Source organism: Blautia sp. St.27G3, assembly GCF_059728505.1.
In genome coordinates, this window is record NZ_BAAGFO010000002.1 from 154438 (window position 1) to 173446 (window position 19009).

The window sequence follows — 19009 nt, forward strand, 5'->3', positions numbered from 1 at the left end:
TAACCTTAAATAGAAACAATTTCGATCGGGAACAGGGCCGTCGGGTCTTCTGTCTCGATAATATGATACATGCTGAAGACGTAAACGCGTCCCGCATGGAAATCACTCGGTGAGAATGGGAAAGCCAGGTTGCCTGCTGTTGCGCGACGGCCTTCGTATCCATAATGCAGCATCGTGGAACGGGCAGATGCGCAGATTGTATCAGCCTGCTCCTGTGTCTCAGCCACTACCTCAATCACAATACCAAGCTCGTGCGGCTGTGCATTTTTGATCGGTTCCAGATCGCCCATGACACCATTCTTTCCGTAAATGGTGAAATTCAGGCTGTATTTATAACCTTTATCCCGATAGTTGTCAGTAACGCGGTCACGAACACCCTGAACGATGTCGTCTATTTTCTGAATCATAATCGGATCGCGCGTGCCGGCTACGGACACGGTGCGATAACCGATGCATTTTGCACCCTCGAGTTTCACGGTGTATTTCGGAGCTGTCACATAACGGCTGCCTTTTACTTTTACTGTATTTTCCGAATCCTGCTCAAATGTGGTGTCAGTCAGATCAAGATGACCGCCCGGACCGGGCAGAATATACGGATTTGTTTTTTCATAAAGCGTATGTGCGGCCACGGACAACGTGGTACATTTGCGCACAGAGGACAATGGCTCTACGCGGAAATAGTCTTCTCCGAGATAGCCAAACATACAGTCAGAGCCGCTTCCAGGTGTTGCGCAGATGGATGCACATTCGAGAATTTTGCCAAGGTGAATTGCCAGCCCTTTATCGTATCCTTTGCGGATTGCCGGGGCTGCAAATACAGTCGGATCATAGGCACGTCCGGCTAGTACCACCTGCACTTCTTCATCAAGCGCTTTCATGATCGGTTCTACGCCCATCTGCCCCACAATGTGCGTCGTGCTTTCAATCTCCTCTTCCGTAAGCGGAGGCGCAGGATCAAGCGGAGTGATTTTCCCCTCTGCCAGCGCTTTCTTCATCTTTTCTTTGTCCATATCAGCGTGAATCAATGCCATTTTAAAATGCAGATCATGCTCTCTGGCAATCTCACGGATGATATCTGCGCACCATTCCAGATGCGGTTCCGCACCAGAGCCACCGGCTGTACCGATGACAACCGGGATACCATCCCTGACGCCGGTGCAGATCATAATTTCCAGGTCACGCTTCACTGCGCCGCGGTCGGTAAAGGATACGCCCTCTCCCAGATAAAACGGTCCTGGATCCGTGGAACCTGCATCTACCGCGATCAGATCCGGTTTGCGTTTCATTCCCTCTTCAAATGATTCGATCGGAAATCCGTAGCCGAGAATGGCTGTGGCTGATAAAATTCGAAACTCTTCTCTCACGATGCCGCCTCCTTACTTTGATGCTTTTAATGCGCTGCGTACGGCAAGAATACGCTGCATTTCGTTGTAAACGATCATATACCCTTCATCTACGCCCATACCCGGCTTTGCCAGAATCTGATCCGGCTGCACGGCCATCGCAATATTTACACAGACCTGAGCTGATCGGTCGGTTTCATTACACGTGCCGCCCTGGTAAGCGCCAATTCCTTTTTCCTTGCAGTAAAGTACCGCTTCTGCAATATTATTGATACCGCCAAGATCCGGGGTCTTAATCTGTACCATATGGCCTGCCTTGTGATCTGCAAAATACTTGATATCTTCAAGTGTATTGCACCACTCGTCGGCTACCAGCTCCACATCAATACCACGCTCGTCAACAACACGTGTCAGCTCTGCAAGTGCTTTCATCTGCAACTCTCGGTCCTCGACATCCATCGGGCCTTCGATGCGGAGATGGAACGGCTTTGCAATCGCCTCAAGTTTTGCCAGATAATCAGCCATCGCTTCGTAATTATCGTTGCCGAATGCTGCACCGATGGTACCGTATACGTCAATATGGAATACCGGAAAATAATCTTCGCGGGTGCGAAGGGCCAGAACGCGGTCTCGCAGCCATCCTACGTACTCTTCCAGCAGCTCGCCATGCTCTCCCAGCTTTGTCTTTACGTTATTGATCAGAGCGTGTGGAAGGATATCTGCCTGCTTGATGATCATTTTGTCTGAATTTTCATAGCGGTTATCGCCGGACTGCGTAAAAATCGGAATCTCTTTCTCAGACACAGTAGTATCATATTCTTCGGCAATCACGTCGCACATCATTTTATGCTGCGCTTTTGCAACAGCGTCCAGAATCGCCTGTGTCACACCGTAACGGATGGCGGTATGGAATTTCTTTCCGGCCTTCTCCGGGTGGTCTACCATCTCAGCCAGGCGCCGGAAACTGTCTGCCTCCTGGCCCACCAGCATCGGTTTGATTTCTGTTTCAATAACAGGAATAAAATCCTCTGCCAGAAACAACGGGTCACGTCCGCCGGCTCCGGAATACTGAACCGCGGCGCAGTCACCGTAGGAAATCTGGCCGTCTTCCAGCACGAGCATAACAGAGATTGCCTCTCCTGCCTGCCGGATTGCAGTAAATCCGTCTGTTACAGGCGCTCCTTTATAAGCAGCGCCATCGGAAACAGCCCCTTTTTTAATGGCTCTTTGATCGTCAAAGAAAAATCCGGTTCTGCCTTTTGCGCAGATCATGTTTACAATTTTCATGATATTAACAACTCCTTTTCATGCTTACATTGTCCTGATGACGGGCATTTGCAAGCTCTATGTACTGTTATCATTTTTAACTATTTTTTGCTTTGTTGTTTGTCTTGTCAGCCTCTCGGTCTTCCTACAAGCCGGCCTTTGCTGATGGCATAAACATCGTCAATTGCCATCTGGAAAGAGGCTTTTCGCTTTTCAAATTTTGCTCTCTCTTCTATTTTTCCGTGATTGAAATCAACAAGCTCCTTTGTAAACGGTAGATTTCCCATTGTCAGAATGCGGACCGCTCCATTGTTGTCACGTACCGGAAGCATCTGACCTGCATTATAGCGGGACGGCGCAAACGGAACATCGAGTACACCTGCCTGGAATGCGCGCACTGTGCCAAGCGCAATATCACCTCCGCCGAGTTCAAAGCATTTATCCATAAGACATTTTGTCTCTGCTGTGATAATTTCTTTTTCTTCCTGAAGCGAAATTTCATCGACCGTCTGATCACGCAGCATAGATATAATCTGTTTTGTACAGCGCAGTCCCTGTGCATTTGCCTCCGCGGTTGGAATCCCCATCGCCTCGTGCGGTGTTTTCACGATCACCTTTGTTGCGTGAGAGAGAGCTGCTGCGGCACTTCCCCAGGAAATTACACCGAATGCCTGCGCTTCATCCTGCGGGAATCCGCCCATCCACTGATGTAAAACAGTAGTAACCGTTACGTCGGTGTAGCCGTACTGATGCAGGTACTCTTCGGTCAGAGTTTCCAGCGTACGAATTGCAGCGACATCCTGAATCAGATTCCCGCACTGACCATATCCGACTGTAATATTCTTAACACCCTGTTCTGCTGCCAGCAATGCTTCTATAATTGCAACCGTATGGGAAATACACGGCGGAACAAGTGTTCCGGTCAGGGGACCGTAAGGCTCACGGTTGATGGAAATGCCTGCCTCCTCATAAATGCCCGTCAGCCGGTCACAATACTGCCAGTCTGCAATGGTACGCTCAATCGGAACGCTTTTTGCATAAGGGATATTGTAGGAAATGCCGCCGCCTTCATAGCTCGTAAATCCTGCGGCGTAAACAATCTCTGTCAAAAGGCGTGCATCCGGCGTACCATGACGAATCTGAAGCGGTACGTCGATTGCCTCTATCACCTGACGGCATGCCGATACGCCGTGGTTAACAGCCGGAAAACCATTCAGCATGGATTTATCCGCTTTGATTGACTCTTCGATTCCGACTGCTGCTTCTTTATACCGGTTCTGACGCGTGTAGCTGTCAATCGTCGTCGGGAGTAGGTCTGCTCCGCCGCTGTTTTGCAGATGAGTCAGCAGTTCAATATGTTTCTGGATCAGCGGAACACCTGCACGGGGCTGTACCAGTGTCGTTCTATTTGCTTTTGCCTCATTCAACTTTTTGCTGAAAATCTTTTTATCCGGCAGAGATTTGTGAAATGCAAAAGCTTCTTCCAGATTCACTTCCTGTCCGGTTGGCCACTGATTCAGGACGTCCTGGCGGATACTGTAAAATTCTTCATCCGCCAAACGTTTGTTTTTGATTTCCATTTAAGTTCCTCCTGTTATCTGGTCGCTCTGACCAGTTCTTTTTTCATGATCTTTAAAGCTGTATCCGGGTAATACTGCCCAAGCAGTCCCATTGCTGCCAGAATATAATTGCGGTCTACCAGAAATTCAGCGCGTACCGGGCGCAAAGAACCAGGGTAATTTGGGTCCTGCAAGCTGTGTGCTGCGATTTCTCCCGTTCGTTTTGTGTGAATGATCGCGCCTCCGGTGACAACGACATTTCGGACTTCGGTCAAATCCTTTCCGGCCTGTGAATAAGCAAGCCCCATCGGCGTATATACAGGCTCAAGCGTTCCTGCATGACGTGTCATCGCCGTCTCGACTGCAAGGGATGCCAGCGCAAAATCAAGCCGCTCCCACTCTTCATCGTTTGGAAGCTGTTCTGTATTTTCAGAAAGAAAACGAATCATTTCCTCTGCGCGCCTGGCATCAATTCCGGACAGTCTGCTGATACGCTCTATACCGGATGCTTCCACAATTCCCCAGATGCTATAACGCATTCCGATGTCACCTTCTACTGTTCGTTTTGCGTAAGGCTCCATCAGACCTTTGACAATCGTATTTGCCTGAACGGGTCTTCCGTCGGCAATCGAGTAAACATCCGTCGTCGCTCCTCCAAGGTCGATAGCCGCAAGCTCTCCGATTCCGGATTCGGATTCGGTTCCTTCTGCCAGAAGCTGCATAGCTGCCATCATAGCCGCCGGGGTCGGCATCAGGATACCCGAAATCAATTCAGTGGCTTTGCTGAGGCCCTTTGCCTGAATAATTCTGTTTAAAAAAATCTGGCGTATTTCCTGTTGTGCCGGCTCAATATTCAGTTCATTAAATTTTGGCATTACATTTTCACAGACATGTGTTTCCCAGTTTTCCAAAAGCTCCTCACATTCATCCGCACAGTTGCGGTTACCGGCAATTACGACAGGACAGAACGGCTCTGTCTGAGAAAGCTTTTTTGCGTTGCTCAAAATACATTTGCTGTTGCCGCCGTCTGTACCCCCCACCAGTAAAATCATATCAGGCCGACTTGCAGTAATCTCCGCAATATCTTTTTTTGTCAGCTCATAAGAATAGACCCGGATGACCTTCGCTCCTGCGCCAAGCGATGCCTGTCTCGCTGCTTCCGCTGTCAGCTCCGGCACCAGACCGCTCGTTATCATCCGCAACCCTCCTGCTGCTGAAGAACACGCATAACGCTCTGCAAAATCCAGTTTTCCGGTTTTCTGTTCCAAAATATTCAAAGCTTTCTGAAGGCCTTCCCCGATGTCAGTCTGCACTGTCGTATAGCTGCTGGCGGTTCCAAGCAGCACTTCCTGCCCAACATCGACGGCAGTCACCTTCGTATATGTACTCCCAAAATCAATCAGCAATACCGGTTTCATCGTACCCTCTCTTATTCCTCATATTCTTCGGGAGGCTGCACGTTCAAATCCTCATACAGTGCCTCGATTGTTGTTTCAGGTGGTGTGCCCGGTCCAAATACACGGTCAAAGCCCATCGCCTTAAAGCGTTTTTCCACTTCATCAAAAACCTGTTTTCCGACTACGATGTTGCCGCCCACGTAGAGCAAAATGCCTTCAAGCCCCGCCTCATTACATTTTTCACGCATACCGCGGCAGTCCAGCTCTCCATGCCCATACAGAGAAGAAACCACGATTGCATCAGCATTCGCTTCAATTGCCGCATTGATATACTCTTCCTGCGACACCATTACTCCAAGGTTGACACAGTTAAATCCCGCACCAGTAAATGCATGATACAAAATCTTATTGCCAACCGCATGAACGTCAGCGCCGATGACGCCCATGACTAAAGTTTTCTTTTCCATAGCACACCTCTTATTGTTTTGTATGAATAGTTATAATTGAACTATAACTTTATACTAATATATGATTCAATAGGTGTCAATATTTTTTTGAAACTTTTATTTTTTCTGTATTTACTGTATATTTTCCTCTTAAATTATTGGAATAATCTTTTTAAATTGATATAGTACAAATAGAAATTATTAAAAAAAGTAGTTTGATAGCAATAACCATTCGTAGATAAATGAATCGATTCCACCTATCAGATACATGCGTTTCAACCTCCGACAAGAATGCCCCTCCCAGGCTGCTGCCGTTTTCATTTCCTTTGCCGGAACCTTTATAAATAGGTCGGATTTTCATTAGGCTTACCATGCTGTATCTTACCAAAGTAGAGATAGTTGCTCAGGAACTTATAGGAATCATATGGCTCATCCTCGAGGCCCAGATAATACTTAGTAAACAGGAAACCGCCTGTTCTATTCTTGGTATTCAGAGAACCGATGGCACTTGCGCTATTCTTCTCCACATTGTTATGTACAGCGATTACGCTCTGAGGATTGGACGAATATTCCTTACCACGAGCAATAACATACATCTCATTGTACTTTTCCCATCAGCCGCGGCGCTTCGGCGCTTCTGCTAGTGCCTGCGCATCGGACGCCTGATAGCCAACCTGAGCTGTGTAACTGCGTACCTCTGACTGGAAGGACTCATTCAGCAAATCGGAAACTGCCAGATAAAAGCATTATTTCCGGACTAATTCGTATTATACATAACATAATTCATAATTTTATATTGTGACAAAACTCAGACAAAATTGGATAGAATTTAGATATCTTTGACTCAATCAAAGCCTACTATTCGTTTAACGGATGGTTTTTTTACAATTCTCGCCAAATCAGAATTAAAAAAACAGCCGGAAGAAAGTATTTAACTCTCTTCCAGCTGTTTTTCATGATTTTATATTACTCAGATAAAACATAAGGTGCTTCATTCACCTGTGCATACATCCAGTCAAGCACTGTCGCATTGGTGTATGCTCCATTCCATCCCCAGTGAGCTGCATAGCAAACGGAACCCGGAATGAAAGAAGTCATCATATCATTGGCTCCCATTGCTTCTGCTGCTGCAATCTGATCCAGAGCCAGCTGATCTGCCGCTGCGCCTCGCAGCTGTCCATTCCACATCAGTTCGCCTTCTTCTCCGTAACCATCATAAACAGGTATGCCATACTTTTCCTGTACATCTGCCGCACTGATTGCCAGACGCTCACCCTTTAACCAGGTATCAATGCCTTCTGCCGCTGTTCTGGAATTGTCTTCATAACCAGTGAACCACCAGCAAGGCATTTCTTCAAAGAACATGGCCATCTTTTCTGCTGCTACTTCTCTATCCTTATATATTGTATACGGATCATATGCTGTGGACATCTGAGCAGCAAACAGATCCATATGCGCCTCCATCATAGAAAGCATCGGTTTTGCACCGGAAGCCAGACCTACTGCATAGATACGGGAGGTATCTACATTGTAATCTGAGATAATTTTCTCAATGATACCGAAATATTTCTGCTGAAGCGGGCTTGTCGCAAAGTCCATATTTCCCCAGCCTCCTTCCGGATCACTTGCACATGCCAGAGTTACAACAAAGGACGGATTCTTTTCCTGATTTTCAGGCATTCCCCATACAACACAGTCCGGATGTGTAAACAATGCTCCACGGTATTTTCCTGTCCAGTCAGAGTAACCGTAATCACCTGCGGAAAAATGTACCACCAGCGGAAGGTCTGCCAGATTTGCGTCTTTGGCATCATATCCTTCCGGAATATACAGCAGATATCCGATATTTTCATAGTCAAAATATGTAAAATCATCTGTTCCTATACAAATTTCATTTGTTGTGGAAACAAAACAGCTATGATCCCCTACCGGAGCAGATGCCGGAATAATTGCGCCCGAGCAGGTTTCAATATCATTTACCTGATAGAACTGGAATTCCGGAATCTGATCCCTACGATTTGCAGTCGGGTTGAACGTAACGTAGGAAGTATAAGAGAAGTAGTTCTCGCTCTCCAGGCCCAGATTCAGGAACACGTACTTTCCTTTCACCTGCACATCATCCTTCTTGCCACTGTTATTTACATATACGGATACAATATCACGGTCGTTCGCCAGCATATACGTCACCGTTCCAGGATACTGCATATTCTGCGGAACGGAAATTGCCGGAATCTCCTCTGAGTACTCCAGTCTCAGCGCGGTTACCGTCTCACCCCACTCCAAAACCTCAGTTACAATGCTCGCCTCCACCAAATGAGGCCCCTGTTCTTCTGCTTCTGATGCGCATACATTCATTCGCAGAGCAAACATCAGCACAAACATAACCATCCATCTAAAACGCTTCATTTTTTCCTCCTGCTATTTTATTTTTTGTCTTTTGACCAATTTATTATAGCAATTTTCCACGTTTTTGAGATTTATCAAAATTTGCGTTTAGATTGTAAATTTTTGTTCTTCGAATAGATGCTGCCCTCAAATTTTTCAGCTGTTGTTTCTGATTCGGTTTTATAAATATCTTGCCGTTTGTACGCTCTCGATTTTCTCCTGTACATTTAAAAGGGAACCACCGTCGATCTGATAATTATAACGGATCACTGTTTTTCCCTGTTGTTCTGCTTTGCGGATCGCATCTCCTTCTGTACGGTTGCAGAACAGAAGGTAATCGTTCGGAACAATAATGACATCTTTGTATTCAAGGAAGACCTCAAGCTGTACCATGCTTCCAAACAGATACGTCTCCACATCTTTGCAGGACAGCTCCAGATTTTGCATACTTCCGCGGATAATGTTGGAATATGTCTCACTTGCACAGACAATACCAACAGATTTTCCGCTGATTAAAGCCATTTTGGCCACGGTTGGACCACTTGGCGCTGTCACAACCTGAATCAGCTTCTCTTTATTCGATACAACGCTGCCAAGCTGCGCTGCATGTGTGGAAGTTGTGACAATCAGATCAGCAAAATCATCCATAACGAATGGTTTCTTTAAAGCATCTGACAGAAGCAGCTTATGTGCTTCGATATTCGGAAAAACGGAAATCTGATTGATGATATTCGCCAGGGTTTCCGGATTGCAGTCAATAAAAATAATGCAGACATTATTATCGCGCTCCATCCGTTCACGAAGCTTCAGATTGAAAAACATCTGAATTTCCTGGTGCGAAAAGGAAAGGGCCTCCATTTCATCCAGAAGGTCTTCAATTGCGGCGATTGCCCGGGCTTTGGAGCTGCTGTTTTGTGTGGCTAGCTCCTGTACAAAGGTACCTCTCCCACGGGTCATTTTGAGCATGCCTTTTCGTTCCAATTCTTCATAGGCATGTTTTACAGTTCCCCGGGCAATACCTGTCTGTTCTGCCAGTTCGCGAACCGTAGGCAATTTCTGACCTGATGGAAGCTCACCGTTTTGTACTTTATCTGTAATCTGGCTCACCAGCTGCTGATAAATAGAAACGGAACTATTTTTATCAATGAAAAAATTCATACTATCACCCTCTGGATCAATTTTCCTTTCCTGCATATAAAAAGGCTTTTTCATGTATATGCTCTTACATAAATGCTCTCAATGCCACGATTCTGAAGCATTGAGAGCATGCTGATACCTATTATCGTACCGTTATCGTATAATCAATCGTATTCAGCAGATTGCCATCTACCGCATCATAAAATGCTACCTGGAAAGTAGTCTTTCCTGCTGCATAAAAGGTTGCATTAAAAGAACCGGAAGCATAGAATTCTGTAGTGTCAAAACCAACCATATTCGGATCTGTATTTTGAATGACTGCATAAGTGGCCGGCGTACCATCCATCATAATCTGGCCGGACGCAGTAGTTCCTGCTGTAATACCGGCAGATGTTTCGGATTTGTCAATATAGAAGCCATACTCTGTTGTCTGAATGGTCCAATATGGCTCAGAAAGAGCTTCTGAGTGTGCGCTGCCATCGGTTGTCATAAGTGAATCCTCTGAGAGCGTTACGTAGTAATTGGATGCCTGACCGAGTGGCTTGCTCAGATACACTGTGATCTTTGTACCTTCTGTCCAGCTCTTTTCCATCAACTCTTCGGAAGTCATTGGCTGAATGAGAACTTTGGATGTATCATCGAATTCTACTGTTTCAAGTACAGAATAATCAGCAGAATTATTTACGGAAAGGGAACCTGTACCGGCTGTAATATCTGTTCTTGGAAGATAGATATTCAGCTCATTCTGGCCGGCAAAATAGGATGCATAGTTGTTTTCCGCAGATGTCATAGGGGCAAATACCATTTCTGACGTATAAATTGGCTGAGCAGTCTCATCCGGCGTCTCAACACCGATATCAAAGCCTCCGTCCAGCACACCGTCATCCGTATTCGGAAGTTCCGCGTCCGGAGCCTGTGTTTCCGGTTCAAGTGTAATTTCGCCGTCCGGAATCGGAGCCTCTGTATCCGGGTTCAGCGTGATCTCGCCATCAGTAGCCGGGGTCTCTGTATCCGGATTCAGTGTGATCTCGCCATCAGTAGCCGGGGTCTCTGTATCCGGATTCAGTGTGATCTCGCCATCAGTAGCCGGGGTCTCTGTATCCGGATTCAGTGTGCTTCCACTGCCATCTGTAGCCGGAATCTCAGGATTCGGATCACTGTAGGAGTCTGAATTGAAAATCTCAAATCCGCTGCTCGGGTCCGTCTGTGCAGGAGCTTCCGTTTCCGGAACAGTCGTCGGATCTGTCGCGTCAATAATCACGCCGCCGCCAAGCGCATCATCGTTTGTCTGATTCAAAATACTGTCAGGAGCTGCTGTCTGAAGCGTCTCTGTTTCATCCTCTTCCGGATCAGACTCCTCGTACTCTTCATCGCCTTCCTGCTTTGCAAGAAGATCGTTCATATTGGATTCCACTCTTTCAAGTGTCTCCTTCATCTGCTCGTAATCATAATCCTGCTGAGCAATCTGGGTGAGAAGATCTCTGAGCATCTCGCGGTCTTCTTCACTGAGACTGATGTTTTGCTCGTCTGCTACTTCGTTAATAATAATATCAATGTCATTGTCGCTGATGACATCTCCCTGTATTACCTGCTTTTTGCTTTCATTAACGATTTCTGTTGCCTGAATCTGACCAATATTGTTTGCAATGTTGGTTGTAGTGATCAGCTCTTTTGTGGCAACTTCTTTTTTGGTCGTGTCGAGGTTGATGCCTACGGCTGTTTCGTATGCCATAATAATACCGGTGAGTGCTCCAGTACCGGATACTTCAAACGGAGCTGCCGCAAGTACATCACAGTTCACAACACCAGATGTGGAAAGGGTGGTGGCAATCATATTACTCGTAACCCATGAGAGGTTTGCTGTCTTTACCTGAATACCGCCTGAGTTTGTCGGACTGACAAGAGCACAGCTGTATGTACGTGTGCCAATCTGCTCAAGCGGAACGTAAGATCCGAGATGGTTTCTTTCATCCTGATTTGTAATGGTAAGTGTCTGGATATTCTGACCATTTACACCAAAATAATTTAAAATGGCTGTTCTCTGCTGGTCATTCAGATCTGCTCCCAGAGTCAGCACTTTCCGACCGTCTGCATAAACAGATGTAGACGGAACAGCTGCGGCCAGGCAGATTACGCTGGTAAGCACTGCTAAAAATTTTCTTTTCATATACTCTCCTCGCTTTCTGAGCTTTCTCTTTTCTGTGAGCCGATTGGCAAAAGCCCCGCTCTTAGGAAAGATTATAACACCAGTTGTCTGGTAAAACAAGAAAACAAAATGTATGGAATTATTAACCTTTTATTAAAGGAAACATTTGTTTGCTTTTTTTTGAAAGATATGATATACTGAGGGAAACATATGTACGGGAGGAAATACCATGTCCGATAGAAAAATTACAGCAAAGCAGGAAGAGATTCTGGCATATATAAAAAATGAAATTCTCAAGCGGGGGTTTCCGCCTGCAGTACGTGAAATCTGTCAGGCAGTAGGCCTGAAATCGACTTCATCTGTGCACTCCCATCTGGAGTCACTTGAGAAAAACGGTTATATTCGCCGGGACCCCACTAAGCCGAGAGCGATTGAGATTTTGGATGATTCGTTCCAGATGGTACGACGAGAAATGGTCAATGTGCCGATTATAGGTACCGTTGCTGCCGGCCAGCCAATTCTGGCTGAGCAGAATATTGAGGGCTATTTCCCTGTACCATCTGAACTCATGCCGAACGCGCAGAGCTTTATTTTAAAAGTAAAAGGCGAGAGCATGATAAACGCAGGCATTCTCAACGGAGACAGCGTCATTGTGCAGCGGCAGTCGACCGCACGCAATGGTGAGATGGTCGTAGCTCTCGTAGAAGATTCTGCGACGGTCAAAACCTTTTATAAAGAGGACGGATATTACCGTCTTCAGCCGGAAAATGACACGATGGAGCCTATTATCGTAGAGGATTGTCAGATTCTTGGAAAGGTATTCGGAGTCTTTCGATTTTTTAATTAAAGCAAAAAAACGGAACTGCCACAATCTGATGTTACGATGTGACAGTTCCATTTTTGGTTATTTATGCCTGGAATCTCTTCAATAATCCTTCCAGCAATGCCTTTGGCATTGCGATATGGAATCCTGCCGGATTCAGCATATATCCGTTGGAATCTTTAATTAAAAGCTTGGAAAGCTCTGCGAATGGCACAGACAGAGCCTTAAAACGATTGTCCTTGTTGAACTTGGCAAGTTCTGTGGCGTCCGTAAAAATCGGCTGCATAATCTCTTCTTTTTGATTCTTGAGAATCGGCAGCTTGTACTTTCGATTCTGTAGCTTCTCCGTATCACTCTCGGGTCCTTCAAGCAGCTCGATCGGTACGATATAGCGACTCTTTACCAGATTGGCGGCAAATTCTTCTTCCAGCTCTTTCAGATTTTCTTTTTCTTCGTTCGGAACCGGCCGTGCTGCTTCCTGCATAAAATACAGACCGGTAAGCTGAAGCTGTTCATTCTGAAGCGGCTGCTGTTCTTTTGGAAGCTTGGAAAAATCCGGTTTGCGGATAAGCTCAGAAAGCTCCAATGTTTCTTTACCGCCCTCTCCTACAAGTACAAGCTCGTTTACGCCAATTGTATAGAGCATGGAAAAGAATCCAAGGAAACTTGGGTTTAGGTATTTCATTCCTTTTAACAGAACCTTTTTTTCCGTGTATGGCTTCGCAAATTCCTGAAGCTGTGCTTCATCGTCAAAAATCCATACCTGGTCATTGAAGGTCTCCGGATCACATACTACGAGGGGCATATTTGTGTAAGCACAGTATGCGACAATCATGCTCTCTTTTTTCTGGATGCTTTTAATTAAAAATGTTTTATCCATAGCCATTTCTTTTCTCCTGTCATTCGTTTAATTCATCAATGGTGGTTTGTTTGCCGTCGCACCAGATGCGTTCCAAATCATAAAACAACCTGTTTTCCGAATCAAAAACATGCACGATAATATCGCCGAAATCCTGTAAAATCCAGTTTGCCGTGCGGTACCCTTCCGTCTGTTTTGCCGGATAACCAGCTTTGTGGAGCGCCTCATCTACATTGTCTGCAAGTGCTTGTACCTGATTACGGTTTGTTCCGGAAGCAATAATAAAATAATCCGCCAGAACAGAAACTTCCTCGATATTGATAATTTTAATATCGACTGCTTTTTTATCCTCAAGCGCGTGGTATGCAATACGCGCCATTTTTTTGGCTTTCGAATCTGTCATGTTATGCCTCCTTTTTTTCGACAAGCTCTTTATAATAATTATATGCTACAATGGTCTGATTATCAAGACAGCTTTTTTCTTTTTCGAGATACATAATGGTATCGCGCATAGTCAGATATACAGCGCGATCAATATCCCGAAATGCCAGAGAACGGATTTCAGGAAGATTGGCGGCTTTGTTCCGCATTGGCTCTATATAATCTGCAATAAAAATAATCTTTTCCAGTAGTGTCATTTCTGCTTTTCCGGTTGTGTGGAATTCAATCGCGCTGAGGATCTCCGGATCTTCTACATGATATTTTTCTCTTGCAATGTATGCACCGATACGTGCATGTAAAAGATAGGGGGATTTCTGCTCGATTTCAGAGACCGGAATGTTTTTCTGCGCACACAGCTTTAGTTTTTTTGTGTTTGGAATACATTTTGCGCAGTCGTGGAGAAGGCCAGCCACCTGAGTGCGCTCGATATCCTCCCCATGGCACATTGCGAGTGAGGCGGCCGTGTACATCACTCCGAGCGTATGATGAAAACGCATTTCATCAATATATTTTTTCAATTTTTTCTGCATTTTCACGAGATTATAATTGGACATGATACCTCATCCTTTGCGCATAATAATTGTTGAAATTATTCAGTATCCTGATAGATCTGTTTTATTTTTATATAGTCTAATACCGGATCTGGCACAAAATATCTGACAGACCGTTTCTGACGCAGGCACTCTCGAAGCTTCGTGGAGGATATATCAAGATTTGGTGTGCCAAGTAGAAAGATTCTGGAACCAAACTTTGCATGAAGCTCTTTCATTTTTTCCTGCATTTTTTCTGTTTCAAGCTGATCACGGACTGCAACTAAAAGAATACAGCTGGCACTGATGAGTTCCGGATGTTTCCAGCTGTCAAATGACATCAGGGAATCAGCACCCATAATAAAATAGTAATCTGTATCCGGGTGCTTTTCTTTCATAAGGCGCAGCGTTTCGCAGGTGTAGGTAAAACCATTTCTGAGCATTTCCTCACAGTCCAAGGTGAAATGTGGGTTATCGCGAATTGCAAGCGCCGTCATATCCAGACGTTCCTGGTCAGAGGCGCCATCGTGTCGATGTTTTTTGTGAGGAGGATTGCCGGAAGGAAGAAAAAGCACTGACTCAAGCTGAAACTGCTCATACGCGCATTCCGCCAGAATCAGATGTCCGATATGAATTGGATCAAAGGTTCCTCCCATAATACCGATACGGTGTCTTATTTCAGAATTCATGTGACTTCCTCTTACAGATTTGCTGTACGACCGGTAAATTTAGGCTGGCAGCTTTTATTTTTTTCCCGCTTTTGGCAACTCAATTTTTTTCTTATTCTCTTTGCCTTCTTTGTACAGAACAATTTTCTTTCCTATAACCTGAACAACCTGAGCATGAGTCCGTTCTGCCACTGTCTGGGCCAGTTCGTTCGGGTCGTCCAGACAGTTCTGAAGTACGCTGACCTTAATCAACTCCCTGGCATCCAGTGCTTCCTGTATAGCAGCTGTATTTTCAGGCGTAAGACTGGACTTTCCTATCTGAAAAATAGGGTCCATTGTCATAGCGAGACTTTTTAAATATGCGCGTTGTTTGCTTGTCATGATATCCTCCTTCGCGCTTTCTACTCTTTATAATAATCAAATTGAAGTCCATACATTTTTACAGTATCTCCGTCCTCGATGCCGAGCATTTCTAACTGTTCCAGAATTCCAAGGTCTTTGAGGAAGTTCTGGAAAAACCGGAATCCCTTTTCTGACTCAAGATTTGTATATCCGAGCATCTTTTCAATCCGCGGCCCTTCCACGATATAAACACGCGCTTCCTCCTCGGATTTTTGTACAGTAAACGGCAGATTTTCTCCGACGAGTTGTACTTCGGGATCGTATTCCTGCTCAAATACAATCCTCTCCTGTGGAAGCTCACGAAGCATTTGCTGTACATGGTATAACAGCTCTTTCAGGCCCTGGCCACTGACCGCCGAAATGGCGAATACCGGAATTCCCTGCGGTTCAAACACTTCCCGCAGCCGCTGTACCGGATCTTCCTCTTCGCTGTAAATGGCGTCAATTTTGTTGGCGGCGATCACCTGAGGCCGCTTGGCGAGCTCTTCTTTGTAGGCTTCCAGTTCTGAATTGATTTTTAAGATATCATCAACCGGATCGCGTCCTTCCACGGAAGCTGCATCTACCATATGAATCATGACACGCGTCCGCTCAATATGCCTCAGAAATTCATGGCCAAGCCCGACACCTTCGGAAGCTCCTTCGATCAATCCCGGAATATCCGCAATCACAAAACCGCCGCCATCCAGATCGACAACACCGAGGTTCGGCGAAAGTGTCGTAAAGTGATAATTGGCAATCTTGGGAGTTGCGTTCGTAACTCTCGATAGAAGTGTGGATTTTCCAACATTCGGAAAACCGACAAGGCCGACATCTGCAATCACTTTCAATTCAAGAAAAACTTCCAGCTCTTTGGATTCCTGGCCCGGCTGTGCATATTTGGGTGCCTGCATGGTGGAGGTTGCGTAATGCATGTTTCCGTTTCCACCACGGCCGCCTGTCAAAATGATCTGGCGTCTGTTTTCTCCGGACATGTCGGCAATCACCTGACCGCTTTGCGCTTCTTTGATTACCGTACCTTCCGGCACTTTCAAAATGATATCTGAGCCATTTTTGCCGTGGCATCTGCGTTTGCCGCCCTCCTGGCCATCCTGTGCCGAAAATTTTCTGCGGTGTCGGAAATCAACGAGTGTATTCAAACCATCATCCACTTCAAAAATAACGTCTCCGCCTTTTCCTCCGTCACCGCCATCCGGGCCGCCATCCGGCACGAAAAGCTCTCTGCGGAAGCTGACATGCCCGTCTCCGCCCTTTCCGGAACGTATGATAATGCGCGCTCTGTCTGCAAACATCGTGTCACCTGCTTTCTGGTAAAGATTTACTCCTTTATTTTTAGTACTTTCTGATAAAGCGAAGGCTTCAAACCACATGCGGATTTGAAGCCTGCGAAAATTATTCTGCTGCTACCGGATGTACAGAAACCTGTTTTCTGTCTCTTCCTTTTCTTTCAAATCGAACAACGCCGTCTACTGTAGCAAATAAAGTATCATCACCGCCACGTCCGACATTCAGACCCGGATGGATCTTTGTTCCGCGCTGTCTGTAAAGAATATTTCCAGCTTTTACGAACTGTCCGTCTGCTCTCTTTGCTCCAAGTCTCTTGGATTCGGAATCTCTGCCGTTCTTAGTAGAACCAACTCCCTTTTTATGAGCGAAGAACTGAAGGTTCATCTTTAACATAGTTACACCTCCTCAACTCTTAAGGTAATATATTCATTTCCGTAATCAGCCTCAATGTTCCTGATTCCAAGAACAAGGCTGTCCATCAGCAGGGATACTTTTTCGCCCGGCTCTTCCGGAAAATAAATCCGGAGAAAGCCGCCGTCCTCTGCCTGCTCCAGCTCGTACGCATCTTCGGTAAAACACGAAATGGAATTTACCGCATTAATGGTAAGAGCAGAAACCGCAGCACAGATAATATCATCTTCATCCATCGCTGCATATCCGGCATGACCGGCACTCTCAAAACCCCTGTACTGATCTCTGGATTTCCACACTGTGAATTGAATCATGTCAATTAGCTCTTTTCAATCAAAAATTAATCATTTAAGCATTAATTTTTTAAGCATTGATCTTTTCAATTTTAACCTGTGTGTACTGCTGTCTGTGACCGTTTTTCTTGTGGTAACCGGTTTTTCTCTTATACTTGTAAACGATGACTTTCTTCGCTTTGTCATTCTTGACAACGGTTGCGGTAACGGTTGCGGCTGCAACATCTGCGCCAACCTTCAGTGCGTCATCTTTTACTGCAAGTACCTGGTCAAAAGTAACAGTTTCACCAGCTTCAACACCCAGCTTTTCTACGTTAACGATATCGCCTTCGGCTACTTTGTACTGTTTACCACCTGTTGCAATAATTGCGTACATATGGCACCTCCTGTTTATCATTACTCGCCAAATTCGGTGGTCCGAGGACACTTGTACCTCTTTGTGCGGCATACTTAAATAAAATAGCATATATTGTAGGCAGAGTCAATGTTTTTTCAAAGAAACAACAGGATTTGCATTTTGTCAATAGTTATGCAACAACTTTTTGAAAAAATTTAGGCCAGTTTCTTGATTTCCTCTTCAAAGAGTTGGGCGGAAGTCTTAAACCCCAAAATCCCCCTGGGATAGTTGTTTATCCAGGTTTCTATATACTCTATGTCCTTATCCTGCTTTTCCTCAAAGTCCTCCCCTTTTGGTATATGACGGCGGATAAGGCGGTTACTATTCTCGTTTGTGCCCCTCTCCCAACTGCTATATGGATGACAATAGAAAAGAAAGGTCCTCTTTTCCCCATCACGCAATACGGACCGTTCTAACCCCTCATAGTCTGCAAACTCCACCCCATTGTCCACGGTTATGCTTCTAAAGACTTTAGGGAACATATCCCCCCATTTCCTTTCTAACCGGTCCAGAGCTTCCACAACGCTTGCTGCCTTTTGGTCCGGCATCTTAATAATGATTTCATCCCTGGTTTTTCGCTCTGTTAAGACAAGCATACATGACTTTGTAATGCCCTGCTTGCCCTTTACCGTGTCCATTTCCCAATGTCCAAAGGTTTCCCGGTCCTTTACTTCCTCCGGGCGGTTCTCTATGCTCTCCCCGGCGGATGCCCTTTTCTGCACCTTAACTTTCTTATTATGCTTTTTCCTCTTCCCCTTTATCGGCAGGTCCTTATTGGTTAATTTAAGGAAGATACCATTATCTATATATCTATATAAAGTCCTCACACTGATAGAGGTTTTAAACTCAATCCCACTTTGGGCCGCTGCGGCCAATGCGGCTTCCGGGCTGTACTTATCGTTTACAATTTTATCCTCTATATATTCAGCTAAAGGCATATCGTTCCCAATTTTAAGGCTACGCCCTTTCCCCTGGGCGTTCCAATCATGGTTCTTTTGCCCCAAATCGCTGCTATACCTCACTTCCTCGGTATAGTCACTATTTCTATGCGTATATTCTCCCCTTTTGATTTCCCGGTATATGGTACTTCTATGAACGTGCAAATATGCCGCAACCTCCGTTACCTTATGGCCGGAATTAAGCATTGTTTCCATTTTTATCCTATCATTTTTAGTTAAGTGCTTCCCCATGAAATCATCCCTCCAAAAGAAACGGACAC

The 19009-nt window shown here is 45.4% G+C and carries 20 protein-coding genes; 1 reads left to right on the forward strand and 19 read right to left on the reverse strand.

Annotation, left to right across the window (positions count from 1 at the left end; translation table 11 throughout):
• Positions 1 to 5: 5 nt before the first annotated feature.
• The 9 genes from AC6I2O_RS10285 to AC6I2O_RS10325 form a co-directional block, all read right to left on the reverse strand.
• Positions 6 to 1364, reverse strand: coding sequence for an acyclic terpene utilization AtuA family protein (locus AC6I2O_RS10285; protein WP_497742587.1), 1359 nt, complete (start codon positions 1362 to 1364; stop codon positions 6 to 8).
• 12 nt (positions 1365 to 1376) lie between these two features.
• Positions 1377 to 2630, reverse strand: coding sequence for a methylaspartate ammonia-lyase (locus AC6I2O_RS10290; RefSeq protein WP_497742588.1), 1254 nt, complete (start codon positions 2628 to 2630; stop codon positions 1377 to 1379).
• A 107-nt stretch (positions 2631 to 2737) separates the two neighbouring features.
• Positions 2738 to 4189: a methylaspartate mutase subunit E gene (locus AC6I2O_RS10295; RefSeq protein ID WP_497742589.1), complete on the reverse strand. Its 1452-nt coding sequence runs from the start codon at positions 4187 to 4189 to the stop codon at positions 2738 to 2740.
• A gap of 14 nt (positions 4190 to 4203) precedes the next feature.
• A complete protein-coding gene (gene glmL, locus AC6I2O_RS10300) occupies positions 4204 to 5586 on the reverse strand; it encodes a methylaspartate mutase accessory protein GlmL (protein WP_120392050.1) in 1383 nt (460 codons plus the stop codon).
• Positions 5587 to 5597: 11 nt separating this feature from the next.
• Entirely contained in the window at positions 5598 to 6032 is a 435-nt protein-coding gene (gene glmS, locus AC6I2O_RS10305; protein ID WP_120392051.1) for a methylaspartate mutase subunit S, read from the reverse strand.
• Between the two features lie 317 nt (positions 6033 to 6349).
• Positions 6350 to 6607 carry a hypothetical protein gene (locus AC6I2O_RS10310; protein WP_120392052.1) on the reverse strand — a complete coding sequence of 86 codons (258 nt, stop codon included), beginning with the start codon at positions 6605 to 6607 and terminating at the stop codon, positions 6350 to 6352.
• Positions 6608 to 6977: 370 nt separating this feature from the next.
• Entirely contained in the window at positions 6978 to 8417 is a 1440-nt protein-coding gene (locus AC6I2O_RS10315) for a hypothetical protein (protein ID WP_120392053.1), read from the reverse strand.
• Positions 8418 to 8576: 159 nt separating this feature from the next.
• Positions 8577 to 9554 (reverse strand): GntR family transcriptional regulator, encoded by a 978-nt coding sequence (locus AC6I2O_RS10320; RefSeq protein ID WP_497742590.1) that lies wholly within the window; start codon positions 9552 to 9554, stop codon positions 8577 to 8579.
• 121 nt (positions 9555 to 9675) lie between these two features.
• Entirely contained in the window at positions 9676 to 11700 is a 2025-nt protein-coding gene (locus AC6I2O_RS10325) for a DUF1002 domain-containing protein (RefSeq protein ID WP_497742591.1), read from the reverse strand.
• A 208-nt stretch (positions 11701 to 11908) separates the two neighbouring features.
• On the opposite strand from AC6I2O_RS10325, the gene lexA reads away from it, so the two are divergent.
• Positions 11909 to 12526: a transcriptional repressor LexA gene (lexA, locus tag AC6I2O_RS10330; RefSeq protein ID WP_120392056.1), complete on the forward strand. Its 618-nt coding sequence runs from the start codon at positions 11909 to 11911 to the stop codon at positions 12524 to 12526.
• Between the two features lie 61 nt (positions 12527 to 12587).
• Here lexA and AC6I2O_RS10335 read toward each other — a convergent pair whose 3' ends face one another.
• The 10 genes from AC6I2O_RS10335 to AC6I2O_RS10380 form a co-directional block, all read right to left on the reverse strand.
• Positions 12588 to 13388, reverse strand: a complete 801-nt coding sequence (locus tag AC6I2O_RS10335) for an SseB family protein (RefSeq protein ID WP_120392057.1) — start codon at positions 13386 to 13388, stop codon at positions 12588 to 12590.
• A 13-nt stretch (positions 13389 to 13401) separates the two neighbouring features.
• Entirely contained in the window at positions 13402 to 13764 is a 363-nt protein-coding gene (rsfS, locus tag AC6I2O_RS10340) for a ribosome silencing factor (protein ID WP_120392058.1), read from the reverse strand.
• A gap of 1 nt (position 13765) precedes the next feature.
• A complete protein-coding gene (gene yqeK, locus AC6I2O_RS10345) occupies positions 13766 to 14356 on the reverse strand; it encodes a bis(5'-nucleosyl)-tetraphosphatase (symmetrical) YqeK (protein WP_120392059.1) in 591 nt (196 codons plus the stop codon).
• A gap of 35 nt (positions 14357 to 14391) precedes the next feature.
• Entirely contained in the window at positions 14392 to 15021 is a 630-nt protein-coding gene (gene nadD, locus AC6I2O_RS10350; protein WP_120392060.1) for a nicotinate-nucleotide adenylyltransferase, read from the reverse strand.
• A 54-nt stretch (positions 15022 to 15075) separates the two neighbouring features.
• Positions 15076 to 15381, reverse strand: coding sequence for a ribosome assembly RNA-binding protein YhbY (yhbY, locus tag AC6I2O_RS10355; RefSeq protein ID WP_120392061.1), 306 nt, complete (start codon positions 15379 to 15381; stop codon positions 15076 to 15078).
• Positions 15382 to 15401: 20 nt separating this feature from the next.
• Positions 15402 to 16694: a GTPase ObgE gene (gene obgE, locus AC6I2O_RS10360; RefSeq protein ID WP_497742592.1), complete on the reverse strand. Its 1293-nt coding sequence runs from the start codon at positions 16692 to 16694 to the stop codon at positions 15402 to 15404.
• 100 nt (positions 16695 to 16794) lie between these two features.
• Positions 16795 to 17082, reverse strand: coding sequence for a 50S ribosomal protein L27 (gene rpmA, locus AC6I2O_RS10365; RefSeq protein ID WP_120392063.1), 288 nt, complete (start codon positions 17080 to 17082; stop codon positions 16795 to 16797).
• Positions 17083 to 17084: 2 nt separating this feature from the next.
• Positions 17085 to 17414 carry a ribosomal-processing cysteine protease Prp gene (locus AC6I2O_RS10370; protein WP_120392064.1) on the reverse strand — a complete coding sequence of 110 codons (330 nt, stop codon included), beginning with the start codon at positions 17412 to 17414 and terminating at the stop codon, positions 17085 to 17087.
• Between the two features lie 49 nt (positions 17415 to 17463).
• Entirely contained in the window at positions 17464 to 17769 is a 306-nt protein-coding gene (rplU, locus tag AC6I2O_RS10375) for a 50S ribosomal protein L21 (RefSeq protein WP_120392065.1), read from the reverse strand.
• A gap of 176 nt (positions 17770 to 17945) precedes the next feature.
• Entirely contained in the window at positions 17946 to 18980 is a 1035-nt protein-coding gene (locus AC6I2O_RS10380) for an IS30 family transposase (RefSeq protein WP_497742593.1), read from the reverse strand.
• Positions 18981 to 19009: the final 29 nt, after the last annotated feature.

What these genes read in the sequence shown, in the direction of transcription:
- AC6I2O_RS10290 (WP_497742588.1), bottom strand. Translation starts at nt 2,630, where the DNA reads ATGAAAATTGTAAACATGATCTGCGCAAAAGGCAGAACCGGATTTTTC.
- AC6I2O_RS10295 (WP_497742589.1), bottom strand. Translation starts at nt 4,189, where the DNA reads ATGGAAATCAAAAACAAACGTTTGGCGGATGAAGAATTTTACAGTATC.
- glmL (WP_120392050.1), bottom strand. Translation starts at nt 5,586, where the DNA reads ATGAAACCGGTATTGCTGATTGATTTTGGGAGTACATATACGAAGGTG.
- glmS (WP_120392051.1), bottom strand. Translation starts at nt 6,032, where the DNA reads ATGGAAAAGAAAACTTTAGTCATGGGCGTCATCGGCGCTGACGTTCAT.
- AC6I2O_RS10310 (WP_120392052.1), bottom strand. Translation starts at nt 6,607, where the DNA reads ATGTATGTTATTGCTCGTGGTAAGGAATATTCGTCCAATCCTCAGAGC.
- AC6I2O_RS10315 (WP_120392053.1), bottom strand. Translation starts at nt 8,417, where the DNA reads ATGAAGCGTTTTAGATGGATGGTTATGTTTGTGCTGATGTTTGCTCTG.
- AC6I2O_RS10320 (WP_497742590.1), bottom strand. Translation starts at nt 9,554, where the DNA reads ATGAATTTTTTCATTGATAAAAATAGTTCCGTTTCTATTTATCAGCAG.
- AC6I2O_RS10325 (WP_497742591.1), bottom strand. Translation starts at nt 11,700, where the DNA reads ATGAAAAGAAAATTTTTAGCAGTGCTTACCAGCGTAATCTGCCTGGCC.
- lexA (WP_120392056.1), top strand. Translation starts at nt 11,909, where the DNA reads ATGTCCGATAGAAAAATTACAGCAAAGCAGGAAGAGATTCTGGCATAT.
- AC6I2O_RS10335 (WP_120392057.1), bottom strand. Translation starts at nt 13,388, where the DNA reads ATGGCTATGGATAAAACATTTTTAATTAAAAGCATCCAGAAAAAAGAG.
- rsfS (WP_120392058.1), bottom strand. Translation starts at nt 13,764, where the DNA reads ATGACAGATTCGAAAGCCAAAAAAATGGCGCGTATTGCATACCACGCG.
- yqeK (WP_120392059.1), bottom strand. Translation starts at nt 14,356, where the DNA reads ATGTCCAATTATAATCTCGTGAAAATGCAGAAAAAATTGAAAAAATAT.
- nadD (WP_120392060.1), bottom strand. Translation starts at nt 15,021, where the DNA reads ATGAATTCTGAAATAAGACACCGTATCGGTATTATGGGAGGAACCTTT.
- yhbY (WP_120392061.1), bottom strand. Translation starts at nt 15,381, where the DNA reads ATGACAAGCAAACAACGCGCATATTTAAAAAGTCTCGCTATGACAATG.
- obgE (WP_497742592.1), bottom strand. Translation starts at nt 16,694, where the DNA reads ATGTTTGCAGACAGAGCGCGCATTATCATACGTTCCGGAAAGGGCGGA.
- rpmA (WP_120392063.1), bottom strand. Translation starts at nt 17,082, where the DNA reads ATGTTAAAGATGAACCTTCAGTTCTTCGCTCATAAAAAGGGAGTTGGT.
- AC6I2O_RS10370 (WP_120392064.1), bottom strand. Translation starts at nt 17,414, where the DNA reads ATGATTCAATTCACAGTGTGGAAATCCAGAGATCAGTACAGGGGTTTT.
- rplU (WP_120392065.1), bottom strand. Translation starts at nt 17,769, where the DNA reads ATGTACGCAATTATTGCAACAGGTGGTAAACAGTACAAAGTAGCCGAA.
- AC6I2O_RS10380 (WP_497742593.1), bottom strand. Translation starts at nt 18,980, where the DNA reads ATGGGGAAGCACTTAACTAAAAATGATAGGATAAAAATGGAAACAATG.